The sequence below is a fragment of the Legionella rowbothamii genome (assembly GCF_900639985.1).
In the GTDB taxonomy this organism is placed as follows: domain Bacteria; phylum Pseudomonadota; class Gammaproteobacteria; order Legionellales; family Legionellaceae; genus Legionella; species Legionella rowbothamii.
On sequence record NZ_CAAAIM010000010.1, the window covers coordinates 109,259 to 132,730 of the forward strand.

Sequence of the window (23,472 nt, forward strand, 5' to 3'; positions counted from 1 at the left end):
TGAATTATTCATAAATAAATTGCGCAACAATCTGTTGTAGGTTATCTACCATCTTTGATAATTCCTCAGCAGATTGTTGGGTGCTTAATGAGCCGTTGGCAGTTTCTTGCGCTGCTTGAGCCACACTCATGATATTTTCCGAAATTTCAGCACTGCCTTTCGCGGCCTCTGAAACATTGCGTCCAATTTCACTGGTGGTTGCCGATTGTTCTTCTACAGCACTTGCTATGGTGTTTTGGGCTTCATTAATTTCTTTAATGATCGAGTTGATCTTAGAAATAGCTTCTACAGAATTTTGGGTATCTCCTTGAATTGCCTCGATCTTAGAACTAATGTCTTCCGTTGCTTTCGCTGTTTCTTTAGCAAGCTCTTTCACCTCATTGGCAACCACGGCAAAACCTTTACCTGCCTCACCGGCACGCGCAGCTTCAATGGTGGCATTCAACGCCAATAGTTTTGTTTGTTGCGCGATTGCGGTAATTACTTTAACCACATTACCAATTTCCGTACTACTTTCACCTAATTTGATAATGGTATTATTGGTTTCTTCGGTCACAGTCACAGCTTGATTAGCTACTCGCGCCGCATCAACCGCACTTTTAGCAATTTCTTTAATACTGGCATTCAACTCCTCAGCTCCAGCTGCAACTGTTTGCACGTTGGCACTGACTTCCTCTGATGCGGCAGAAACCAGACTGGATTGAGCCGAGGTTTCTTCTGCACTCGCAGACATTTGCTGGCCGACGGCAGCTAATTGTTCTGAAGAGGTAGCTAATACAGAGGCGCTATCTGAAATGGATTTCATCATATTGCGCAATTGTAAAAAGAATTTATTCAGGGCATCACAGATTTGATCCGCAGGTTTTTTATCCCCTTTGACTTCTAAAGTGCCCGTTAAGTTTCCTTGAATTGCGTCATGAACAAAGCCTAAAATAAGACCGACTCGTTCTACAAGTTCGAGTTCGTCTACTTTTTGAGCGGTAATGTCCGTAGCGATTTTGATTATTTTAGTGACGCGATTCTTTTCATCACGCACTGGCGTATAAACTGCGCGTATCCAAACCACAGAGCCATCTTTGGCGATGCGTTTAAACTCATTATTAAATGTTTTACCATTGGCAAGATCATCCCAAAAACATGCATACTCTGGTGTTTTTACATATTCTGGATCAATAAATATGCGGTGATGTTCGCCAACAATTTCAGAAAGCTCGTATTTCAGTGTTTTCAAAAAATTTTCATTAGCGGTTTGCACATAGCCTTTCGTGTCGAATTCAATAAAAGCATAAGCTTGATTGATGGCATCCAAAATTCCGCTCATGTTTTGACGTTCAAGCTCTTCTCTAACTTTTTGTTCCGTAATATCGGTTGCAATTTTTACCACTTTAGATACACGATTCATTTCATCGCGAACAGGAGTGTAAACAGCACGTATCCAGACTATGGATCCATCTTTGGCGATTCGTTTAAACTCATTATTAAATGCTTTCCCATGAGCAAGATCATCCCAAAAACGCGCATATTCTGGTGTTATTACATATTCGGGATCGATAAATATACTGTGATGTTTGCCAATAATTTCAGGAAGCTCGTATTTTAGTGTTTTTAAGAAATTCTCATTGATTTTTTGAATATTGCCTTTGGTATCAAATTCAATAAGTGCGTAAGTTTGATCGAGCGCCTGTAAAATGGCCAGCATGTTTTGGCGTTCTAGTTCTTCATCGGTAATAGGGTAGCGAACGCCTACATATTTAATCGGTTTTCCATCGCGTCCTAAGACAGGGCAAATAGTTGCATCAACGTAATATGGGGAGCCATCTTTTTTCTTATTTTTAATTTTTCCTCTAAAAATATTTCCAGCGCCAATGCTATTCCATAAGTCTTTAAAAAGTGTTTTAGGCATATCAGGATGGCGAAATATATTATGTGGTTGGCCAACACATTCTTCTTTACTGTATTGAGAAACTTCACATAATTTTTCATTGACATCTAATATATTGCCACGCTTATCCGCGGTGGATACAATGCAGGTTGAGTTTATAATTTTTAAAAGAGCATCATTTTCTAACTGTAACATTTCTGCTTTACTGTATTCTTCTTTTTTTACTGCTTTACCATTTCCTTTTGGAGACTTTGGTAATCTACCTGCATCCATTACTTCTTCTGGGCTGTTCATGTACACTCCTTTTGCTTCACAAGTACGTCGGCTTAATTTAATGTTAAAACTTGTCCTATATCCAAAATCAATAAAAGCTTATTCTCAAATTTACAAACTTCCTTCAATACGGTACGAATCTCCCCCTGTAAATTTTCAGGAGGGGATTCAAAAGTATCTGCAGAAAGATCGATAACATCCCCAATATCATCAACCCAGAGACTCACTGCACCATCGTCAGTACGTACAATAATATTGGTTGGCTTTTGATTTTCTTCCAGCATGGGAAAATCCAATCGTTTACGCATGTCAATCGCAGTGACAATCTGCCCACGTAAATTAATCAATCCACTAATGGTTTGATCGGCTAGAGGTACCGTGGTCATTTCATGGTAACGAATGACTTCCTGAATTTGAAAAACATCGACTCCAAAAAAATAGTTATCCAGATAGAAAGTGCATATTTTTCGTTCATTAGTCATAGTCTTTCTCTAAATAGCGGCTATCTGTTTGTAGATAGGTAGCGCAATATTAATAATGTTTTCTATATCGATTACTTCAGTCACTTTATCTTCAATTACGGTAGTTCCAATAATACCTTTGCGAATCATATGTTGATGTAAGGGGAACACCCCTTCGACTATGTCATAGACATGATCCACAATGAGGCCGAAATTATGATGTGCATTGGAATAGACAATCACATGTATTTTTTCTTGTGGTTCGGAAGAGTAAGCGCCATTAATTACCGCATCAAGTCTAACTAAAGGCATAATGGAATTTCGATATTGAACTACTTCTTGTTTGCCCGCTTTTTCGATCATTTTTTCTGAAAACTCCTCTATCCTATTGACCTTAATTAGCGGTACTGCAATCAAACTATTTTCTCCTGAACGCAATAATAATAATGTTTGCTTTTCCCCATGCTGGGCATCAGCCAGGTTATTCTGCGTTGATTTACTTGCTTTCATATTCGCAGATAAGAGCCCTGCCTTATGGGCCAGGCCAATGACATCCAGAATCAAAGAAACGTTCCCATCACCCATGATGGTAGCACCAGCAAATACAGAAACATTGCGAAACAATTTGCTAAGTGGTTTGACCACAATTTCTTGCGTGTCATTAATGTCATCGACAACCAAGCCAAATTGTGATTCACCTGCTTGCAGAATCACAATATAGGTAGACTCATCATCGTGATTTAAAGAACGCTCATTACTTACCTTTAGTTCTTTTTCCAAATAAACTAAAGGTAATAATTTGCCGCGTAACTTATAAATAGGCGTATCTTTGATGTATTGAATTTCTGTTTTGATTTGTTCTTTGTCCAAACGAACCAGCTCAAGCAAGTTCACTTGAGGAATCGCATAGCGACTATCTCCGCAGGTAATGATTAGTGCTGGGATAATTGCCAAAGTCAGCGGTATTTTAATTTTTATCGTGGTGAAACAACCTACTTTACTTTGTACGTCAATGCTGCCATTAATCCGTTCTATATTGGTACGTACCACATCCATTCCGACCCCACGACCAGAAACATTCGTGACTTGCTCAGCAGTTGAAAAACCAGGAAGGAAAATAAGATTATATGCTTCTCGATCACTCAAGCGCGCTGCTTGTTCACTAGTAATTATCCCTTTTGCTAATGCTTTAGATTTAATTTTTTCAGGGGATATTCCTGCACCATCATCAGTGATTTCTATATTGACGTATCCTCCCTCATGATATGCTGTAAGTTTTAGCGTTCCTGTTTCAGGTTTTCCTTGGGATTTACGTTGCTCAGGAAGTTCAATACCATGATCCACCGAATTACGGACTATATGGGTGAGCGGATCTTTAATTGCCTCAATTAAATTTTTGTCTAATTCAATTTCTCTTCCATGCATGGTCAAATTAACTTGCTTCTTACAGGTGTTTGCTAAAACACGAATAACTCGTGGAAATTTTCCCCAAACATTTCCTATGGGCTGCATGCGAGTTTTCATTACGCCTTCTTGTAATTCGGAAGTAATTAAATTGAGCCTCTGCGATACAGCGATGAAGTTGGAGTCGGATTGCATGGAAATAAATTGCAGTAGTTGATTGCGAGAGAGAACTAGCTCTCCAACAAGATTCATCAGTTTATCCAAGAGATCCACGTTGATGCGTATGGTGTTATCTGCTAAAGTTCTTTTTACATCATCGATTTGTGGCGTGTCTCCATTCCATAAAGCGCTGTTATCTTTAATACCCTCCAGTTCCTCGCCTCCCTCATTATTCTCGTCCTTTTCTTCTTGTATTTCTTCAGATACGGCATATTCGGCAATCAGATTTGGCTCTTGGATTCTCTGAATGGGTTCTTCAGGTTGTTCTTGATCTAGGATTTGTTCTGTCATTATTTGAGAGGGTTTCTCCACGTTTAGTGGCAATGTATTACCCCCTGTGCGTAACTCATTGAGCAGTTGGATAAGTGTCGTATGTTCTTCAGTTCCATCTTTGCCTGTGGTTTCAATTAACTTAAGCATTCCTCTCACGACATCAGCTGTTTGCAAAAGAGCCGTTGTGCATGGGGCATCCAGCACCATTTTCTTATCGCGTAGTAAGACTAATAAACTCTCAGCTGCATGAGTTAACCTTTCCAAGTTTGGAAAAACCAGCATGCCTGCACCGCTTTTAATAGTGTGCATCGCCCGAAAAATAGCGGATAAAAGTTTCGGGTTTGTAGGGGCTTGTTCTAAAGCAACGAAATCATTTTCAAGATTATCTAAATGCTCCATACATTCGGTTAAAAACTCTTTAATAATCTCATCATCTTCATCATTATCCATGATATAGCTCACTTAACTTACACATTATTAATATAATTAACCTATATGTACAGTAAATATACTTTACAATTTCGCCTCAATAACATCAATTTTAAATCAATTAAGAATATATGCATTTACATAATGTTTTTCGGGCTCGACCCTTAATCCGACATCGTCTTCTGCTGTAAGCAAAATAAAAGGCAATTTAAATAAATCAGCATTGGCATAACTCCATGCCCATCAGCAGTTTTCTATCAGTAGCAAAATCATCAACGATCAAAATCTTTTTATTTGCATTCATTTTTTCTACTTGCGCCCTCCTGCATTTTTCATGGTTTACTTAACTTAAAAGTGGCCACCAAAGCATCATAATCAAACTGTTTAAGTGCGATATTCTCGGGAAGTTTTAATTCTGATTGATATGTGTGATAAATTTGCTCTAGGACTTGCAATGCTTGGCTAATTGTTTCACGCATGTCTTTTTTCTCTATCCGCAGCTGTTCAATTAAGTCTAAATATTGGGAAGATTCTTCAGTCAGAGTCTTATTTTCTATGAAAGCGGTTTCTATTTTTTCTTTAAAATCAACGACAAAATTTTTTGCAGCATAAATATCATCAAGTGTGCTCTCATCGATTTCTTGATGGCATAACTTTGCCATCATTAAAATCGCTTGTTTTATTTCCTGATCGATATGATCCAAAGAATGAGAAGAGTTTTGCAATTCTTTGGTTAAAGAAAGATGAGTCTGTGATGCCTCATAAAAAGTATTAATATAAGCTCCATGCATTGTTTCCAGAGTTCCAGTGAGCGTATGTATGATATTTGGCTTATATTCCATCATCAACGAAATAATTTGGTCACAAAAAAGTTGATTTTGTTTTTTAATATTTTTTAAATAATGTTCTGTTTTTTCGCCGTAAAAGCTGGCTAATATTGGGCCAAGCTCCGATGCATTTTTCTCTATATATTCTTCAGCTTTTTTTCGTGTCACAGATAATGTTTTTACTTTGGCACGATTTGCTAGGGTTTTAGTAACAAAAAAGATAATTAGCGATACAGTTAATAAGACAACGACAAGCATTAGCATGGGAAATAAAGTATCAGATGTCATTATTACCTCCTAGCGTATCCATTTTTCCTTTAAAAATGTGCTGATTTTTTTTATAGAAAAAACCGGCTATCATGGATAAGACGATCAATAGCATTAGGCCATTAGCAAAAAATAAGTTGATGAATGGTTTTGATGATCTTTCTTCTGCAGAGGTTATTTCTGTATCTTTTGAGGATAAGTGTATCTCTGTATTTAAATTAATTGGAATAACTAATAATTCCGTAGTTGTGGCAAAAGTAAAAACCGTAAGCAGTACTTTATTTTTAAGGAGATTAATTAATAAGCGAGTTGCAGGAGCATGTAAACTTCTAGGATCATTCGGTCTCGTTCTCCCAGAGACATCAATTAAAAGAACAACCTCTATTTTTTCTTGCGCTAACGCATAAATAGACACCCTCCAATAGGCACAAAAAATGCATGGAGAAAACAAACGAGTCTGAAACAATTTCACAAATAAATCCTTTTATTTTTATCACCCTGACGCTATAAAATATAGATAGAGTTTTCCGTTATTTCAAATGGCATCGTCAACTAAACTTTTGAATATTCAAAAGAGTTGATTTGTCGAATTTTAGGCGCAAAGAATCTCGTGAGCCGCCTCTTGCCAAATTTCTTTGGCTTTATGAAATTGTATTTTCCGATGAGAAGCTAAATTGGTGTAGCGCCCCACTGCCACCGCAAAGAGGTTTCTAATGGTTTCCATGAGCGCGATGACGCTCTGCTCTCCAGTTGGTGATTTAAAGCGAACGAGCATTTTTCTTTTCTGCGCGTGGGTTGATGAGCATTCTCTACCCGGTTATTAAGTCCCCTGTGCGAGCGATGTTCGACTCCTTTACCCATCTGACGAATTGGTTTTGTGTAACTTTTTTCGGCTTCCGTTCTAACATCCTATTCTTCCCTTAAATAAAGTGCAGTCTAGAACAAAAGTTTAGTTGACGGTGCTCTTAAGACGCATTAGTCAGCTCGTTCAGTCTCATAAGGCATCGCTTATATGAGTTAGCCAGAGGGATTGATGAGCGCCCGGTGAATCCTGAGCGCATTCGTAAATCCATTAGTGTTGAAGAAACATATTTACAGGACTTACCTGATGTGGGCACCTGTATTGCTGCACTTCTCGAGCTAATGACTCGTTTGGAGGGATGTATTGAACGAGCAGATCCCTTAGGCATCCATAATTTATTTGTTAAATTAAAATTTAGTGATTTTCAGCAAACCACAGTAGAGCTGGTGCATGAGCGACTCGATGTGCCTGTATTTAGCCAGCTTATTCACGAGGGCTCTGTTGCAAAAAATTAAGATATTATCAATTCATTCTTTTTTGCAACAGAGCCTTTTAATTTATCTTCATGTATAATTTGAACCTACCCTAACCCGTAATAGGACAACCTAGAGGATTGGAAAAGAAAAAATTTTCGCAATTTCTAACTAAATTAGTTCTGTTATATTCCTCTTTTTTTGGTGTAAAAACATGCAAAATAAAATAGATTTGAAGATTTTTTTAACGAAATTTGATATTTGGGATTCCTGGCAGGAAAAATTCAATTTGAAAAATATGGGCTTATTTGTAAGTCATGCTAAGCCATTAATTACGTCCTTAGATGATTTATTAAGAACTGATTCCCTTAATAAAATTTTAAAATCTATTTTATTAGATGATAATTGGGATGACATTGAGTCTATAGATGTTTCCTCACGCATTGTTGACAATACGTATGTAAGGAAATGTATTGCAGCCATTGCTGAATTAGAACAAAGAGAGGACTATGCCGATATCAAATTATTGATTTATTATGCCATTGCTATTCGCTTTTATATTGAAAAAATAAATAAAAATGTACCGATCCCCTCCACCAAATTAAGTGCAGAAAAATCCAAAGAGGATTTCAACAGATTAAAAGATATAGACCCTGGCTGTTTAACATTGAGCTCAAATGAAGGGCGAAAGTCATCAAACTATTTTATGGAAGAATTCAGATTTTCTTGTAAAAAAGAAGGAAAAAACGTAACTTATTTCCAATATTGGAGTTCGTCTTCTTTAATTGGAAGAATACTTTCCTTTTTGAAAAAAAACGATTGCATTAAACCGACTTTATTTGATCAACACCGTAGTGACATAGCTCCTTCACAATTCCGACCTGCAAGCATTAAATATTTGACCTATTATATTACTCAATTAGACTCTCGAGTATCTATAACCAATTATTTGAATTTATGCGGAGGATGGGGAGACCGATTGGTTGGAGCATTAGCAACTCCTAGTATTAAGCGATACATACAAACGGATCCCAATGAAGAGTTACTCAACGCAACTCAGCAAATTTATGATACCTATGATCCGGATCATGAAACCACTGTGTATCTTTACGATAAACCTATGGAAGATTTGACCAAGGAAGAACTTTGTCCAGGTGGTGAGAAAAATGACCTCGTAGCATATTCTCCACCTTATTTCAAAAAAGAATTGTATCATGGAGAAAATCAATCGCATCTCAGATATCCTACGATAAATGAGTGGGTCACCGAGTTTTTATACAAAAGTGTGTGGGTGAGTTATAACGCACTCAATGTCAATGGCGTTCTTGCTATTAATTTAGCGGACATTAAAATACCAAATGGAACATTATATAAGTTAACGGATTGCCTTATTCACTATTTAGAAAATGATATGTCTCCTTTCTTTTCAAAATTTTCTGAGCCACTTATCTATCCTACTACGAGGGTATCTAATGAATCAAAAATATTTTTATATCAAGCTAAAGAGTGTACAGATGTTTTACCGAAATGTCTTAGTTTTAGTATGGAACCTTGGACGACAGTAAAGAGCACGAAAGCCGAGTCAAAACAGAACAAAATAAAGCGTGACTCAGGGCAAATAGTTACAGGTTCAAGTAATGAATCAGCGTTACCTTTAACGAGAGCTAATGCCAATAATGAAGGAACACCGCACGTTCAGAATCTCTATGCTTCAATATTACCCTATCCAGGATTATTCTTACCATTTGGCCAAAGTATACCCACAGAAATGCCTCCATCATTCAATAGATTTTTTAGTCCGTTTCCAACAACATCTAATGCGCCATCTTCTTCTACAGTAAAGAGCAAAAAAATAAAGCGTGATTCGGGGCAAATAGTTACAGGTTCAAGTAGTGAAGCAGCGTTACCTTTAGTTAATGCCAATAATACAGAAACACCGTACGTTCAGAATCCCTGTGCTTCAATATTATCTTATCAAGAATTATTTTTACTATTGGGCCAAAATATACCCCCGGCAATGCCTCCTTTCCAAACAGAGCCATCCAGTAGGATTTTTAATCCATTCTCGACAGCATCTAATGCCCCATCCTCTTCTACCCTTGAGGTATCGTCTAATCCATATCTATTTATGTCGAGTAACAATAAGCAAAAAAGCCCCTCTGCATCTGAAGAGAATAAGAGGAGTTATACAAGTAGATAAACCTTAGAGCCGGCATCGTCATGTATGGACCCAGACCTGGGTGCAAGAAGTAATTCAATAAATTGTTAGCAAGCGAGATAGAGATGCAGCCATGTATACGGCTTCTTGTTACAGTGCCTAGTCAGCTCATGAGCCCTGATAGTCTCTGCGCTCTTTCTCCTCATCAACTAATCGGCTTCTTGAGCCCATGACGATGTTAGGTTTTGAAAGAGCAGGTCCTACCTGTTTTGCTATCACTTAGTGTTTTACCTTAAGCACACTCCCGACGGTAGTAACACAGTTTTATTCTTGTTCTATTTATGCCGTACACGCCACCTCAGGCTGATAACACACACCGGTTGACATGATAGCCCAGATGGCTCGTACATTCTTATTGGCTAAAGCAGCACCGTCAAGTAAACTATTAGTGATGTAAAAAGGAGCTGGATCCTAATTTCAGGCGCAAAGAATCTCGGTTGCAGCAGACAAACGCATTGAACGAACTGAGTTAACTGAATATGTTGCTAATTTTCCCCAATGCACGATTGTTATGGAGTTCTATGGTGGCTCAAATTACTGGGCGCGAGTTTTTCAGAAATAGAGGTTCTAAACGCTAGCCGTCGAAATTTCCGTGCATTAATTAATCATCCCAAAATTCTTTAAATTTTACAGAAGCAATTTCTGTGTACCTTATGGTATGTTGAATACTGCGAGTATCCCAACCGTCATTAGCTAATTTGAAGCCTGTTGAGTGACGAAGCATATGAGGGTGTATCGCCAAGCGAAGTTCTGCTTTGTCCCCTGCCCTAGCGATAATTTTTCTGAAAGTATCTGTAGTAATGGGCGCTTTGCGCTCCGTCATAAAAACATAATCTGTTTCTGGGTAATCGCGTTTTTAATTGACGCAGCGCTCTAATCTCTGGACCAAAAAGAAGGTGGCTGGGATTCCAATTTTAACGAACCACATGAAGCAGGCCTTGTTTTAAATCTATTTGTGACCAATGTAATGAGTTCATCAACCTAACAACCCGATCCATCTATTATGACTTTAATTTAAAGCCATTATCTATACCACGATATGGATAAAAAAAATTCTTTGTGTATAATTTACGCCTCAAGTCCTTAAAAGAAAATCAACAGGGAATATAAGATGACGTATTATATAAAAAGTGCAAAACAAAGTAAGTTAATCCACAATGTGCAAAATACCAAGTTGGGTTACACCAAGCTTAATTTTTCTAGTGCCCTTAAGAAAAAAAGCGTTTCGCAAATAATAGAAATTTTCCAGGCGATACCGGACTATATTGTTGCTCTCGATTTAAGTTTTCTTCAATTGGGCACTCGAAATGCGGAGGAAGTAAGGGACATTTTAAAGGCTATTCCTGGCTGGGTTACCTCAGTGGAATTGAGTTATAATGATTTAAATCTATTGAAAACAGATGAATTGATTCAAGCTTTAAGTGGGCTTCATACCAATATCACTCATATTCATTTGGATGGAAATAATCTGGGGCATAAAAGTGGCACTGCTCTGTCAACGATTTTGACTACCCTGGCGAATAGAGATAAGCTACATGCTCTTGATTTAAGAGATAACAAACTTTATTTAAGAAAAGCTGATTTTGAATTAATTTTCATTTCTGAGACGAATCAAGGTCAAGGTAATCTCGGTAATATTAGTGAGCTGAACTTAAGTGATAACCGACTAGATATAATACCGACCGACAAATTAATTCAGGCGATAGCTCTGTTATCAGCTCATTTAAAATCCCTTAATCTTGGTGGAAATTATTTGCATGAAAAAAGCACGGATGATAGATTCGTTGAAATTTTCCAGTCGATTTCTGTTAATGTAACTACTCTAAATTTAGAACGAAACGGCCTGAGCAGAATAGAAACAACAATATTAATCGCTCTAATGAAGAATATTCCCAAACACTTAACTTCGCTAAGTTTATATGCAGATAATTTTTATAATAATTTGCAGCAAGAAACATTAAATGAATACTTTGGCCTAGTTCCTGGTTTTGATAATAAAAATGATGATGAATTGGAAAAAATCCTGGGTACTATTCCTGAGACGGTAGAGACGCTTGATTTTAGTGGGATGCTCCTTGCAGGAAGAGGCATTGACTCATTAATCAGATTTATGCATTCTCTTCCCAAAGGAGTTACGACACTGAATTTTAGCTCTAATAACCTTCATCGAATTAAAGCACGGGACTTATCAAGACTGTTTGAAGCGATTCCTTCTCACATAACTTCTATTAATTTGAGTAATAATGGCTTGGGGGAAATGGATACCGCCACATTAAAGAAGGCCTTTGCTATCATTCCAAAGAATGTTACGTCTATTTCTTTAGGTGATAACAAATTTTATAAAAAGAAACACAGTGAAGTGATTGAAATTTTAAGCGCGATACCTATTCATGTAAAAAATATCAACGTTGAAAAAAATAAATTATTTAAGAAGGTACAAACAACAGATAATTTCTTTAACACCATGCAAAACCATGTTAAGGAACCGGAACGTTTTAATTGGAGAGACAACGGAGAATCCAATTTTTCCAGAGCTTTAGCACCCATGATTTCTTTTGCTACAAAAGGAAGAACAAATAAGGCCGCAGAGCCTTTGCCTGCAGATAACGTTGCTACAATTTTGTCATTCCTTGCCCCAGCATCAGTTAAATCAAATTATATTAAGCAACTTATTATAGAAAAAGAAGAGAAAAATCAGCTTTCCTCCTCAACAAACACAGCAGGAAATAACTCTTTACCAACTAATATTTTTCAGTTCTTTAAGAAATTTATTCCTAAAAGAACTGTTGAAAGTAATGAAACATCTGCAAATTGCATTATATAATACTGGCTCTGTCCAATATACGACAACAGCTATTATCGATAACTTTCTAAAAAAATTAGCTTGCAATAAAGGATGGCTCATATGCGTTGAAAAAAAACCGCATTATTGTGTTTAAATTTAGCGCAAGCAATTAATCAAGAATAAATTTCAGAAAAAAATCAATCAATGTTCTATTGATAATGCTCGCGCTAAGGTGCTTTTAGTAGGAATTCAATAAGATCCTCCAGACGCACGTACTCAAGTGTTTCAGCAATTAAATTTAAATAAAAATCCTTATTACTTCAACAAAAAAACGGATTACTGATGCACGGAATATCCCATCATTGAGAAAACAATGGTATAATGAGCTCAGTAATCATATTATCGAAAATTAGCCTACTGCCAACAGAGAAGTCTAATGCAATAAGACAGGAGTTCAATTAACTAGAACACATTTTGTTTCCTAGTGATGAATTGATTCTGAGTTTGCAGCAAAAAAGTATTGCTCCATTATTCCCGCCAAAGTGCAGAATCAAACGAAAACAACGTTAATGTGCGAAAAAAACTTACCGCAATAATTAGAAAACAGAAGTTGTTATTATGTGAAGGACCCTACGAATACAAGCTTATAGATTTACCCAGAACTTTTGAAGCAATAATATACAAAGATAAGCATTATTTAACATCAGGATATCACTCAAATGCAAATACACGAGGGGCGTCATGAACGGCGAGTGCTTAAAATATCAATAGCTGTTACCTTTATCTTAGCGGTGGTAGGTATTTTATTTGGGCTATTGTCGGGCTCATTGGCGATTGTCTTTGACGGTATGTTTAATATGGTTGATACCGTTATGTCAACCTTGGCCTTTTTTGTTGCCCGGCTTTTAACAAGAACAGGGGACCGGAGATTTCAATACGGTTACTGGCATATTGAACCTATGGTTCTTGTTTTGAATGGTAGTATTCTAATACTTCTTTGTGCTTATGCGATGATAAATGCCATAGGCAGTTTAATGTCTGGTGGGCATGAGTTGAATTTTGATTGGGCATTTGTGTTTGCTCTTTTGGTCTTTTTTTTATCCACCGGCATGTATTTTTACTTGATTAAAACAAACCGAAAAATCAAGTCCGAATTCTTACGATTAGACATTCAAAGTTGGCTAATGTCTGGATTGATCTCCTCATCTCTCCTTTTGGCGTTTGGTATCGCCGCGTTGTTGCATGGTGGGGTCTACGGATATTTTACCCCCTACATCGATCCCCTTATTTTGGCGAGTCTTACAGCTTGTTTGATTTTTGTGCCTATGGCCACGGTCCGAGATGCACTGCGCGACATATTTCGCATGGCCCCCTTGGAGCTTGATGAAAAAATAAGAGATTTTTTAGAGCAGCTTATAAAACAGCGTAATTTCAAAACCTATACAAGCTACGTTGCAAAAATAGGACGTGCACAGTTTATTGAAATACATATAGTACTACCCATGAATTTTCCAATTTCAAACATTGAAACCTTGGATGAAATTCGTAATGAAATCGCATTGGCTATTGGAGAAGATTCCCCAAGACGTTGGCTAACCATAGCTTTTACTGCAAATGAAAACTGGATTTAATGAAGAAGTACATCCCCAAAAAAATATACCAACTCGAAAGAGCTGAGGAATAGCGGAAGCAGTCACGCGTCCAGAAATGAAATTTGTTGCAGTAAAAACGGCTGTCAACAAGACGTATTGATGGTGCACCGAGTAAGAGAGCTGTTAGTGAAACAACGAACAGCCCAGGCCAATCAGATAAGAGGTTTATTGAATGAATACGGAATCATTCTTCCACAAGGTATTCGTCAAGTTCGTCAACTAATGGAGCGATTGAATGACCATAGCGCTCATTTAAGTAGTACGACGTACGCCTTATTTGTCCGACTTTATGAGCAATTTAAAGCTACCGATAATGAAGTCGTCTTTTATGACCAGGAAATCAAAGCGCAAGCGATGAGCAATCCTTTATGTTGTGAGGTGATGAAAATTGAAGGCATTGGTCCCATGACTGCTTCGGCAATAGTGGCCAGTATTGGCGACCCTAATGTATTTAAAAATGGCCGTGAAGTATCCGCATGGCTTGGGTTAACTCCAAAACAACATTCCAGGGGGCACCCACTGTGACGCGCTACTGTGATAATAAAACCGATACGAAGAGCCAATGGGTTGTTCGTAAAAAGCTTCAGCATGGGCCAATAACGCAGCGGGCGCTTTAGCCAATAAAAATGCACAAATCATCTGGGCTATCAGGGCAACAGGTGCGTGTTATCAGCCTGAACTTGCGTGTACTGCATAAAAATACAACAAGAACAAATACCGTGTTACTACCGTCTGGAGTGTGTTATTTGGATAAAACCCCTATTAGTTATTCTAAGGGGCGCGATATTTTGGAAGCTAATGTCTGAATTTATTGTTCAAGCATAAATATTTCATTGTCAAATTCCGCTTGTTTTTCATGATACTTTGGATCACGCCTATAATCTTCCAGTATCTTTTTTAGCCTCAATATTATATTTCGAATCCTAATCCTATCATTGCGTCGCGTTACATTTATTTCGGAATTCAGATTTAATTTTTCAATATTCCAACTTCCCTTCCTGGTCTTGGCTTTCCATTGAATATCTGAAATATCAAGATGCTTATTTATCTCTTCCGGTGGCCTGGGATATATTATTTCCTTTTTCATGAGAAAATCAGCCCTCCTAGGCCAATAATCTTTTTTATAATTATTACAACTAGGGCAGGAATAAATTAAATTTGTATAATCATCTATTAGCTTAGGAAATTTATTCTTTGGTTTATAGTGATCAATGTGAAAAATCTTATAACCACCAATTTCTGGTTCTCTTGTTTGACAGTATGCACATTGGTACCTTAATTGTTGTTTATGTCTTCGATAATTGACCATAATTTAATTGCAATTGTATAGGATGAAAGAATGATGAGTATTTTTTTATCTTGAATGTTTTTTACTTTGTTAATATGTTGAGCTTTTTCAACTATGCTATTTAAGTCTTCCTCTGAGGGAAGATCTCGAGCTTCAAGAGAGTACATTTCTATATCAATAATCTCAATTTTTTTGTCGATTTTTGCCAATTTCTTATTCCTAAATGGGCTAAATTGATTAAAAATGGATCCGAGAACCTGATTTCTATTATCAATTAGATTGTATTTTTCTTTATAAAGACAGGATAATACTTGTTCCGTAGTCTCAATAAGAGTGACGGTTGTTAGATCTTCAGTTGCCCTTTCAATGGCTGAAAAAGATAAGCTAAAATCCCTATCATTAGATTCTGTATGGGCTCTTTTTAGTTGATGCCCAACTAGGCCTAGCGCTCCGAAACTGGCGCCCTAACGCAAAACTCAAAAATATTGTTTAACCCAGCGAACAATGTCTTGAGCACTCATTACCCCGGAGTGTCGGCCGTGTTCTTTTCCGTGAGAAAATAGCATTAAAGTAGGAATGCTTTGAATTTGGTAACGAGCGGCTAATGCTTGTTCTGATTCCGTATTAATTTTAACAAGTCTAATTTCTGGCTCAAGCATCTGTGCAGCCGCTTCAAAATAGGGCGCCATCATTTTACATGGACCACACCACTCAGCCCAAAAATCAACAAGCAATGGAATATCATTCTTCCTGAAATGAAGATCAAATTGTGCTTCATCTAGCGCAACAGGCTTTCCATCAAAGAGTGATTTTTGACACTTCCCACATTTAGGGTGCTCGGTTAATCGTGCTGAAAACAAACGATTTGTTATATGACAATGAGGACAAACAATATGGATTGAATCACTCATAACACTAGTTCCTATTTATTTTACTTCGTTATTTTTTTATATCTGAATACTAATTCTTACCCAATAAACTTCTTTAAAATCATCTCAAGAGGACAAAGTCCTGTAAATCCACTTTGAAAAAGATTAGCTCCTACAAATACAGTAAACCATAAAAAATTAGCGCTTATAAATACTGGACTGGTCGAAACGCCTAGCGCGAGTGATATCAAAACAAAGGCACCAGCGACAATTCGAATAATACGTTCAATAGTCATCATCTATTCTCCTAATACTAATTTAATGGGTACGCTTCCACCAACTTAAATAGATTAATGGAATTAAAAACAAGGTAAGTACTGTTGAAGCAAATGAACCAAATATCAAAGAAATAGCAAGGCCGCCAAAGACAGGATCGGATAACATTACAGCGGAGCCCAGAATAATAGCAAGTGCTGTTAAGACAATCGGTAGAATTCGCTCTACACCTGACTCAATAACGGCTTCTGTTATAGAAGAACCTCGATGTTGGTGCTCTAAAATAAAATCGATGAGTAACAGCGAGTTTCGAACAACAATTCCGGCTAAAGCAATGACCCCTATCATGGACGTGGCAGTGAACGGTTGGTTCATTAACCAATGTCCAGGAAAAACGCCAATGATGGTTAAGGGTATAGCCCCCATAATAATTAAAGGAATAAAAAACGACTGATAAAAAGCCGTTAGTAAAATATAAATCAAGACTATAGCTACAATAAAGGCTGAGCCTAAATCACGAAAAACATCTAACGTCAGGCGCATTTCACCAAGCCAAAAGAGTTGATTTGTAGCAAAGCGATTAGGCTGTGATTCATGAAACCCTAAATTTTCAACTCCCATTGAATAGGGTGGCTTCTTGAGCATCTTTGTCGCAGAAGTAACTGCATAAGCAGGGCTCGAACCCAACACTTCACCGGTTACATAAACAACGGGCGTTTGATCTTTAGTGAAGATGGGCTTTTCCTCTTTATCTTCATGTAGGGCTGCAATTTGCGCCAGAGGGATTAATTGTTGTTGCTGATTTTTTAGATACAGTTGATTAAGTACCTGAGCATCCTCACGCGCCTTTTGCGGCAGACGTAAAATAATGTGCTCTGACTCTCTGGCATTGGGTTCATGAGCATTTCCGATGGAAATACCCTTGAACAAAGCACTCACCTCCTTTGCTACCGTTTGGGGGGCTAAACCGGCTAGCATGGCTACGTTATGATTGATTTCGATACGGTACTGACTGGTGTCTTCAGTCACCGAGTTATCAATATTTATCATACCGTATATTTTGGGATACACTTCAGAGGTTATTTCATTAGCGACAGACCTCAATTCATTGTAATTAGACCCGTAGAGACCTGCTTCCATTTGTGAGCGCACAGGCGGCCCAGGAGGGCTTTCAAAAAGCTTGATATGGCTTTGGGGATGTTGTTTTTGCACAGGCACTAGTCCCTGGTATACCTGTGTTGCAATTTGGTGCGAGCCAATAGACCGATGATGTTTGTTCACCAAATTCACGCGTATTTGACCAAATTGACTCCCTCTTAATAGATTATCTCCTCGCACCAGAGCGGCAAAATCTTCTGGGGCTGACTCTCCTAGATACAACTCCAAGTCGGTGACGTAAGGATTTCTTTGGATGGTTGCACTGATTTTGCTGAGCAACTCGTTTGTTGTTGTTAAGTTAGCATTCGCTCCAGCATCAACGGACACTAAAAAGGTATTCACGTTGTCATCAGGTAGCATTTTAATTTCAACCCCAAGCGGGCTTAGCGGTCCATTAGGACCCGCAGGGCGAATAAATTGCCAGGCAGGTTGAAGCAATACCGCAAAAAGCAATACTACAATGATAAAATAAAAGAGATGTCTTTTTTTCGATGAGTTAAGTAATCCTTTGAATAATACAAGATACGCTCGTTGTAACCAGGTGCTATGGTTCTGATGATGCTCATTCATTTGTTTTTTAGCTTTAGTTCTTAACCAACGATAAGCAAGATAAGGAACCACACTATAGGCAATAAAGAGGGATACAATCATTGCCAATGGTGCATTAAAAGGTATAGGCGCCATAAACGGCCCCATCATTCCACCGACAAAAGCCATAGGCAGGAGCGCCAGCATCACTGTAAAGGTAGCAATAATCGTTGGCTTCCCAATTTCATTGGCTGCATAAATAACCAAACGGGTAAAGTTTTTTTGCACTCCCTTAATAATATGGCGGTGAATGTTTTCAATCACCACAATGCTATCGTCTACTAAGAGGCCTAATGAAAGAATGAGCGCAAACAAAGTAATTCGATTGATAGTCTGGCCTGATAGCCAGCCAATACCAAGTACTAGGCACAAAATTAAGGGAATAGAAAAAACAACCACTGATGCTTCGCGCCATCCTAAAAACACCATCAGCAATACCACGACACTTAGAATCGCAATCCCTAAGTGCTCGACCAAAGTATTCACTGCATCATTAGCTTCATCTCCATAATTGCGAGTGATTGAGACATCGATATTTTTTGGAATGAGCTGACTGTTTTGTAATTGCTCGAGTTTATTCAAAAGAGCTTTTGCTACATCAACGCCATTGCTTCCTTTTTGACGTGCAAGAGCAATGGTTACTGCAGGTTCTATATCTGCATTCTTCAATTGGCCGTGTGCTCCATAGGCAAAATAGGAAGCAATAGTCTCATCTTGAGGCCCCTTTTCAATAGTCGCAATATCTTTTAATAAGATAGGTTTGGCCCCATCAGTTCCAATAATAATGTTGGCTAAGTCTTCATTGGTAATTAGTGAGCCCTCGATACGAAGCGGTGTTTCACTTAATTCATGCTCTAATGTTCCTGCGTCAAGACTGATGTTATTAATAGACAAAGCTTGTTGAATGTTAGCAATTGAAATGGCGTGTTCTGCCATGTGCTTTGGGTTCAACCAGACACGAATAGCTTGAGGTGATGCACCCATTACCCAGCTTTTCCCCACTTGAGGTACGGCGCGCAATTCCTCCAAGACTTTATCGGCAAGCGTTCGTAAGGCAACTGGATTTGCACCTTTAGCATGTAATGTCAGTGTCACAAGTGGGACATCGTACAAACTGATAGAGCGGATTAACGGCATTAAAGTACCCTGGGGTATTTTATCCATGTTGCTGTTGACTTGGTTATAGACCTTAACCAAGCTCGCCTCTTCATTTTCATTAACTTTAAAGCGAACCGTAACCATAGCGCTATCATCAATGGCCATCCCGTATGTATGTTCAACACCAGGAATAGATGCCATTAGACCTTCTAACGGACGAACAATTTGATGAAGCATTTCTTGGCTGTCACTGCCAGGTCGACTTACAGAAATAGTTATTGCAGGAACAATGATTTCAGGATTATAAGTTCGCGGTGTGCGCTCTAGGGCAAGTACGCCAAACAACAGAATACCCATAATCAGTAACAGAGTCAGCTTAGATTGAATAAAGGTTAGCGCCAATTGCCCCGCTTTATTGAGCTTATTTTTGGAATAAAATACATCCTTCACCATGGTCTCCCGATATACAATCGATTTATGCGCTTTTTATCGCTTTGGAAATTAGTTGATTACTGAGCATCAGCCAGTGGGCTTCATGCACTCTTAATTGATGAAGCGCTTGCAGTTCTTGTGCTTTACTTTGTGTGAGCTTCATCTGACTCTCCAATAAGGCACTTAGAGGAACCAGTCCACGACCAAAGCGCTGCTGTAGTTTGTGGATGACCGCCTCTTCTTTATCTGCTGTTTGTCGACTTAATTGCAATTCGTAACGAGTTTGTCGCTCGGCACGTTGTATTTGCTTTAATTGCAAACGCAGCTGATTTCGTTGCTCATCAAGCTCAAATTGAATTTTTTTTGCATTCGCACTTGCTACCTGGACAGCACCAGCTCGCTCACCTGCACTAAATAAAGTCCAGTTAGCCCCTAGCGCAATGGTATCTGATGGAAGGCCTGAGCCTATAGTATTGCCATTCCAATCATGCCTTAATTCCATCGACACTTGGGGCTTATAGAGCGCCAAAGAGGCAGCAACTGCCGCTTTTTCTGCTTGAAGACGAGCACGAAGGGTTTTAATTGAGGGATTCTCATTGATTGTTTGTGTCATCAATAAAGAGTTGAGTTTTGTCTTTGCGCTCAAAGTTGTGTGCCGACTGGGTACAAAGATGCTTTCGGGACTACCAAGCAGCGTTCTAAAGCCATCAAGCTCATCTTCTGTTTGAGTTCTTGCATTAGATAGACCAAGAAGTGAACTGTTTAAGTAAGCTTCCGCCATTAATACATCGCTATCTAAGGTAATCGATTGCTTTTTTAGGTCCTTGGTTGTTGATAGAAACTCCTTTGCTCGAGCAACCTGTCTTTGAGCGACACCTACCAGCTGATTAGCAGTTAGAAAGCGCTCGTAGGATGCATAGACCTCATATGCCAGTTGATTTTGAGCTTGTTGATTTCCGCGTTGTGCGGATGCAACTAAAGCACGCGTCTGTGCTTGCTGCGCTATTATTCGTCCACCGGAGTAAATAGGAACACTTAGTTTAAAGGCCGTATCCAGATTACTATAATATCCTGGATGGTTTAATGCTTGTGGCTTGGTATATAAGGTGTTTAGTCCCGTATATTGATTCGCGCCAAAGTCAGCAAAACTGGCATTTCCCTGACTTAATTTATAACCAAATACAGTCATCGGATTATCAGTGCGTGCCCCACTTACTTCAAGCCCTAATCGCGGCCAACTCATACTGTCTGCTTGCCTTGAGGCTCCGACTGCCGCTTCTATTGAGGCTTTTGCTGCGTGGATTTTAGGATTATTAGCGAGCGCGAGCTGAATCGCTTTAGAATATGAGATAGGCACCGGTCCTGCGCAAAGAGAAGTCGACAATGCACTTGTTAGCATAATAAAAGCCATGTGTTTTTTTAGGAAAATATTATTTAATAACATGACGGAAATCCTTAAATATAACATTAGATCATTCTAATAAATGGAATAATTCTTATTCTTTGCAATAAATTAAATATAGCGTTGATAAAACTGCTTCCACTTCCGGTTTGCTAATAAAATAATAAACTCGAGTCCCTTCTTTTCTTACCGACAGTACGCCTTCGCGTCTCATTTTAGCTAAATGCTGTGACAGCGCGGACTGAGACAAGCCCACAAGAGGTTCTAGTTCGCCCACCGTACATTCTTGTTTGAGGAGATAGCATAGAATGAGAAGCCTTTTGGAATTGGCTAAAAGTTTAAGTAATTGCTCAGCCTTAGAAGCATTATTTTTCATCACTTCAAGGCTAGTGTTTATTAATGAATTCATAGGGTCATTATATTAGATTGTTCTAATATTTCAATATCAGGTGCAATCTTTTTTAAGAGTAGTTAAAAATGTCGATCCACTAATTCTTGACTTAACTATGCTTAGGTTAGGACTTCAAATTTGTCTCAAAATAATCGGCATACATGCTAAAGGGACAGAACCCAAATTATGATTATCTTCGGGATGTATTCAGGCTTGTAAGAGAAAATCTTAATATCGAAGTCACCACCACCCCCAAACGGTTACCTTATGGAGCCACTGAAGATGAAATCAGACTCGTTTACAGAGCAGTTTGGGAGTCTCACGATATCGTTTCTATGCTCATTGTTAAACTTTTGCTTTATACGGGTATACGACATCGTCAACTAAACTTTTGAATCTACAAAAGAGTAGATTTGTCGAATTTTAGGCGCAAAGAATCTCATAAGCTGCGTCGCGCCAAATTTCTTGGACTTTATGAAATTGGATTTTCCGATATGAAGCTGAATGGGTGTAGTACCCCGCTGCCCCCGCAAAGAGGTTTCTAATGGTTCCCATGAGCGCGATGACGCTCTGCACGTGGGCTGATGAGCATTCTCTAACCGGTTATTAAGTCCCTTGTGCGAGCGATGTTCGACTCCTTTTCCCAGTTGCTGCTCATCCAAATGCCATTTATCCGATGGTCTAGGCGCGCGCTTTTTAATGACGTTCTTGAAATGAGAGCCAAATTTAATACACCATGGACGTATCGTTTCATAACTCACGGCAATGCCTCGAGATAATAAACGCTCTGAAACATCTCGGTAGCTGTCATTAAATCGATGGTAACTCCACACCGCAATACGGATTAGTTCCAAGAGGTAACGAGTTTAGTTGACGGTGTCCTTTTTTACCAAGATCTCGGCCGGGGGTTACTACTGCAACGCAGGCAAAGACACTAATTCAGCTTCATCCTGATTAACGCCAGGTTTTGTTGACCCCCAAAAGCCTATTTGTGAGATTGCTATTAATTTTTGATAAGAGGAAGATCTTAAAAGTAAGGCTTCTATTCCCTGATGTCCACCAAAAAGAGCCTGCTCGTGCGGAAATAATAAAATACTTTGTGATTGGTAACTTTCTCTTATTTTTGTTTCTAATGCATCGTGTATTCTCTTGCTTTTATTAGCCCTCATGGATTGCTGAGGAACAAAGGTCGTTCTAAATAATTCTGAATCAAATAACGTGGGTAAATAGGCTTCATGAGTTATTAGAAAACGAACTGCATCGAGGTGCCCTCCTATTATTGCCGGATAGATAGGTCTAAATCCCTGGGGGTTTTCTTTTGATATACCTCCTAAAATATTCAGATTAGCCCCGACTTCTTTAAGCGCGTTAAGAACTGGAACGCAGCCCATGAATGCAGCCGCATGAGCTGCTGAACAATTACTTTGCTGAGATAAATGATCTGGGTCTATTCCTGAATTTTTCAAATAGCGAAATAATTTGATATCGTTCAGACACTCGAACGCTGCTAAAATCATGAGCGTGTTTCCATTTTGATCGCATCGGGTTAAATTCGCCCCTAATTGTTTCCATCTTTTTACTGCGTCCCAATCTTTGAGTTGTGCTGATTTCCAAAATGGCGGTGAAAAATCTGGTGGATTAATGCAACGAGCCAAAAGTTCTGGCTGAATCTTTTTTTGAAGAAATGAGAGTAATAATGAGTATGACTTTGGAGGGTCTTGAATAATACCTTCTAATACAGGCTCTAACACAGGAATACAGTGTTCAACATTATAGACTCGAGTCAATAGATTAAGAAAAGCGTCTGCTTTTTTATTTTTCTTAACTGATAAATCAATGAGCATACGTTTTAGAATTTTTATTACTTCACAAGATTGTTCATTATTCTTAAGCATCAACCAACTCAGAACATTGGGATGTTCCTTAGAGAGATTCATTTGCTCTGGGGGAACATCGTACAAATAATATTCTGCTTTATCATGCTGGATTAATAATTTTATAGCGC

19 protein-coding genes and 3 pseudogenes are annotated in these 23,472 nt (G+C 38.4%); 5 read left to right on the forward strand and 17 right to left on the reverse strand.

Annotated features, from left to right (window positions below; all coding sequences use genetic code 11):
* Positions 1–4 precede the first annotated feature (4 nt).
* The 6 genes from E1P08_RS14805 to E1P08_RS17815 form a co-directional block, all read right to left on the reverse strand.
* On the reverse strand, positions 5–2,176 hold the full coding sequence (locus E1P08_RS14805) for a methyl-accepting chemotaxis protein (protein WP_133137770.1): 2,172 nt from the start codon (positions 2,174–2,176) through the stop codon (positions 5–7).
* A 32-nt stretch (positions 2,177–2,208) separates the two neighbouring features.
* Positions 2,209–2,637: a chemotaxis protein CheW gene (locus E1P08_RS14810; protein WP_133137771.1), complete on the reverse strand. Its 429-nt coding sequence runs from the start codon at positions 2,635–2,637 to the stop codon at positions 2,209–2,211.
* A gap of 9 nt (positions 2,638–2,646) precedes the next feature.
* Positions 2,647–4,962, reverse strand: a complete 2,316-nt coding sequence (locus E1P08_RS14815) for a chemotaxis protein CheA (protein ID WP_133137772.1) — start codon at positions 4,960–4,962, stop codon at positions 2,647–2,649.
* Positions 4,963–5,273: 311 nt separating this feature from the next.
* Complete coding sequence (locus E1P08_RS14820; RefSeq protein ID WP_133137773.1) at positions 5,274–6,056, reverse strand: hypothetical protein; 783 nt, start codon at positions 6,054–6,056, stop codon at positions 5,274–5,276.
* Positions 6,046–6,507 carry a hypothetical protein gene (locus E1P08_RS14825; RefSeq protein ID WP_133137774.1) on the reverse strand — a complete coding sequence of 154 codons (462 nt, stop codon included), beginning with the start codon at positions 6,505–6,507 and terminating at the stop codon, positions 6,046–6,048. Before E1P08_RS14825 ends, E1P08_RS14820 begins: the two co-directional genes overlap by 11 nt.
* Before the next feature lie 120 nt (positions 6,508–6,627).
* Positions 6,628–6,810, reverse strand: a complete 183-nt coding sequence (locus E1P08_RS17815) for a transposase (protein WP_133137775.1) — start codon at positions 6,808–6,810, stop codon at positions 6,628–6,630.
* Positions 6,811–7,010: 200 nt separating this feature from the next.
* Here E1P08_RS17815 and E1P08_RS14835 point away from each other — a divergent pair.
* Both E1P08_RS14835 and E1P08_RS14840 read left to right on the forward strand, forming a co-directional pair.
* A pseudogene (locus E1P08_RS14835) lies at positions 7,011–7,334 on the forward strand (DinB/UmuC family translesion DNA polymerase); the annotation flags it as partial.
* Positions 7,335–7,524: 190 nt separating this feature from the next.
* Positions 7,525–9,510, forward strand: coding sequence for a hypothetical protein (locus E1P08_RS14840; protein WP_133137776.1), 1,986 nt, complete (start codon positions 7,525–7,527; stop codon positions 9,508–9,510).
* 619 nt (positions 9,511–10,129) lie between these two features.
* Here E1P08_RS14840 and E1P08_RS17525 read toward each other — a convergent pair.
* Entirely contained in the window at positions 10,130–10,351 is a 222-nt protein-coding gene (locus E1P08_RS17525) for a tyrosine-type recombinase/integrase (protein ID WP_242602490.1), read from the reverse strand.
* A 288-nt stretch (positions 10,352–10,639) separates the two neighbouring features.
* Here E1P08_RS17525 and E1P08_RS14850 point away from each other — a divergent pair, with 288 nt between their 5' ends.
* From E1P08_RS14850 to E1P08_RS14860, 3 genes are all read left to right on the forward strand, one after another.
* Positions 10,640–12,352 (forward strand): leucine-rich repeat domain-containing protein, encoded by a 1,713-nt coding sequence (locus E1P08_RS14850; protein ID WP_133137777.1) that lies wholly within the window; start codon positions 10,640–10,642, stop codon positions 12,350–12,352.
* 680 nt (positions 12,353–13,032) lie between these two features.
* The gene (locus E1P08_RS14855; protein WP_133137778.1) at positions 13,033–13,944 is read left to right on the forward strand and encodes a cation diffusion facilitator family transporter; all 912 of its coding nucleotides are present in this window, start codon (positions 13,033–13,035) and stop codon (positions 13,942–13,944) included.
* Between the two features lie 147 nt (positions 13,945–14,091).
* Complete coding sequence (locus E1P08_RS14860; RefSeq protein ID WP_165485200.1) at positions 14,092–14,490, forward strand: transposase; 399 nt, start codon at positions 14,092–14,094, stop codon at positions 14,488–14,490.
* A gap of 283 nt (positions 14,491–14,773) precedes the next feature.
* Here E1P08_RS14860 and E1P08_RS17530 read toward each other — a convergent pair whose 3' ends face one another.
* The 10 genes and pseudogenes from E1P08_RS17530 to E1P08_RS17245 form a co-directional block, all read right to left on the reverse strand.
* On the reverse strand, positions 14,774–15,052 hold the full coding sequence (locus E1P08_RS17530) for a hypothetical protein (protein WP_242602491.1): 279 nt from the start codon (positions 15,050–15,052) through the stop codon (positions 14,774–14,776).
* Between the two features lie 42 nt (positions 15,053–15,094).
* Positions 15,095–15,274 (reverse strand): annotated as a pseudogene (locus E1P08_RS17820) (HNH endonuclease); the annotation flags it as partial.
* Entirely contained in the window at positions 15,241–15,462 is a 222-nt protein-coding gene (locus tag E1P08_RS14870) for a hypothetical protein (RefSeq protein WP_133137781.1), read from the reverse strand. The pseudogene E1P08_RS17820 and the gene E1P08_RS14870, both read right to left, overlap by 34 nt.
* Before the next feature lie 267 nt (positions 15,463–15,729).
* Entirely contained in the window at positions 15,730–16,164 is a 435-nt protein-coding gene (gene trxC, locus E1P08_RS14875; protein WP_133137782.1) for a thioredoxin TrxC, read from the reverse strand.
* A gap of 56 nt (positions 16,165–16,220) precedes the next feature.
* Positions 16,221–16,421, reverse strand: a complete 201-nt coding sequence (locus E1P08_RS14880) for a YgaP family membrane protein (protein ID WP_242602492.1) — start codon at positions 16,419–16,421, stop codon at positions 16,221–16,223.
* A gap of 19 nt (positions 16,422–16,440) precedes the next feature.
* Positions 16,441–19,695 carry an efflux RND transporter permease subunit gene (locus E1P08_RS14885; protein ID WP_133137783.1) on the reverse strand — a complete coding sequence of 1,085 codons (3,255 nt, stop codon included), beginning with the start codon at positions 19,693–19,695 and terminating at the stop codon, positions 16,441–16,443.
* A 22-nt stretch (positions 19,696–19,717) separates the two neighbouring features.
* Positions 19,718–21,118 carry a TolC family protein gene (locus E1P08_RS14890; RefSeq protein ID WP_165485201.1) on the reverse strand — a complete coding sequence of 467 codons (1,401 nt, stop codon included), beginning with the start codon at positions 21,116–21,118 and terminating at the stop codon, positions 19,718–19,720.
* Positions 21,119–21,170: 52 nt separating this feature from the next.
* Positions 21,171–21,485, reverse strand: coding sequence for an ArsR/SmtB family transcription factor (locus E1P08_RS14895; protein WP_133137785.1), 315 nt, complete (start codon positions 21,483–21,485; stop codon positions 21,171–21,173).
* 697 nt (positions 21,486–22,182) lie between these two features.
* Positions 22,183–22,312: pseudogene (locus tag E1P08_RS17825) on the reverse strand (IS6 family transposase); the annotation flags it as partial.
* 66 nt (positions 22,313–22,378) lie between these two features.
* The coding region (locus E1P08_RS17245; protein ID WP_165485202.1) for an ankyrin repeat domain-containing protein at positions 22,379–23,472 on the reverse strand (1,094 nt) is incomplete at its 5' end.

What these genes read in the sequence shown, in the direction of transcription:
- E1P08_RS14805 (WP_133137770.1), bottom strand. Translation starts at nt 2,176, where the DNA reads ATGAACAGCCCAGAAGAAGTAATGGATGCAGGTAGATTACCAAAGTCT.
- E1P08_RS14810 (WP_133137771.1), bottom strand. Translation starts at nt 2,637, where the DNA reads ATGACTAATGAACGAAAAATATGCACTTTCTATCTGGATAACTATTTT.
- E1P08_RS14815 (WP_133137772.1), bottom strand. Translation starts at nt 4,962, where the DNA reads ATGGATAATGATGAAGATGATGAGATTATTAAAGAGTTTTTAACCGAA.
- E1P08_RS14820 (WP_133137773.1), bottom strand. Translation starts at nt 6,056, where the DNA reads ATGACATCTGATACTTTATTTCCCATGCTAATGCTTGTCGTTGTCTTA.
- E1P08_RS17815 (WP_133137775.1), bottom strand. Translation starts at nt 6,810, where the DNA reads ATGCTCGTTCGCTTTAAATCACCAACTGGAGAGCAGAGCGTCATCGCG.
- E1P08_RS14840 (WP_133137776.1), top strand. Translation starts at nt 7,525, where the DNA reads ATGCAAAATAAAATAGATTTGAAGATTTTTTTAACGAAATTTGATATT.
- E1P08_RS17525 (WP_242602490.1), bottom strand. Translation starts at nt 10,351, where the DNA reads ATGACGGAGCGCAAAGCGCCCATTACTACAGATACTTTCAGAAAAATT.
- E1P08_RS14850 (WP_133137777.1), top strand. Translation starts at nt 10,640, where the DNA reads ATGACGTATTATATAAAAAGTGCAAAACAAAGTAAGTTAATCCACAAT.
- E1P08_RS14855 (WP_133137778.1), top strand. Translation starts at nt 13,033, where the DNA reads ATGCAAATACACGAGGGGCGTCATGAACGGCGAGTGCTTAAAATATCA.
- E1P08_RS17530 (WP_242602491.1), bottom strand. Translation starts at nt 15,052, where the DNA reads ATGAAAAAGGAAATAATATATCCCAGGCCACCGGAAGAGATAAATAAG.
- trxC (WP_133137782.1), bottom strand. Translation starts at nt 16,164, where the DNA reads ATGAGTGATTCAATCCATATTGTTTGTCCTCATTGTCATATAACAAAT.
- E1P08_RS14880 (WP_242602492.1), bottom strand. Translation starts at nt 16,421, where the DNA reads ATGATGACTATTGAACGTATTATTCGAATTGTCGCTGGTGCCTTTGTT.
- E1P08_RS14885 (WP_133137783.1), bottom strand. Translation starts at nt 19,695, where the DNA reads ATGGTGAAGGATGTATTTTATTCCAAAAATAAGCTCAATAAAGCGGGG.
- E1P08_RS14890 (WP_165485201.1), bottom strand. Translation starts at nt 21,118, where the DNA reads ATGTTATTAAATAATATTTTCCTAAAAAAACACATGGCTTTTATTATG.
- E1P08_RS14895 (WP_133137785.1), bottom strand. Translation starts at nt 21,485, where the DNA reads ATGAATTCATTAATAAACACTAGCCTTGAAGTGATGAAAAATAATGCT.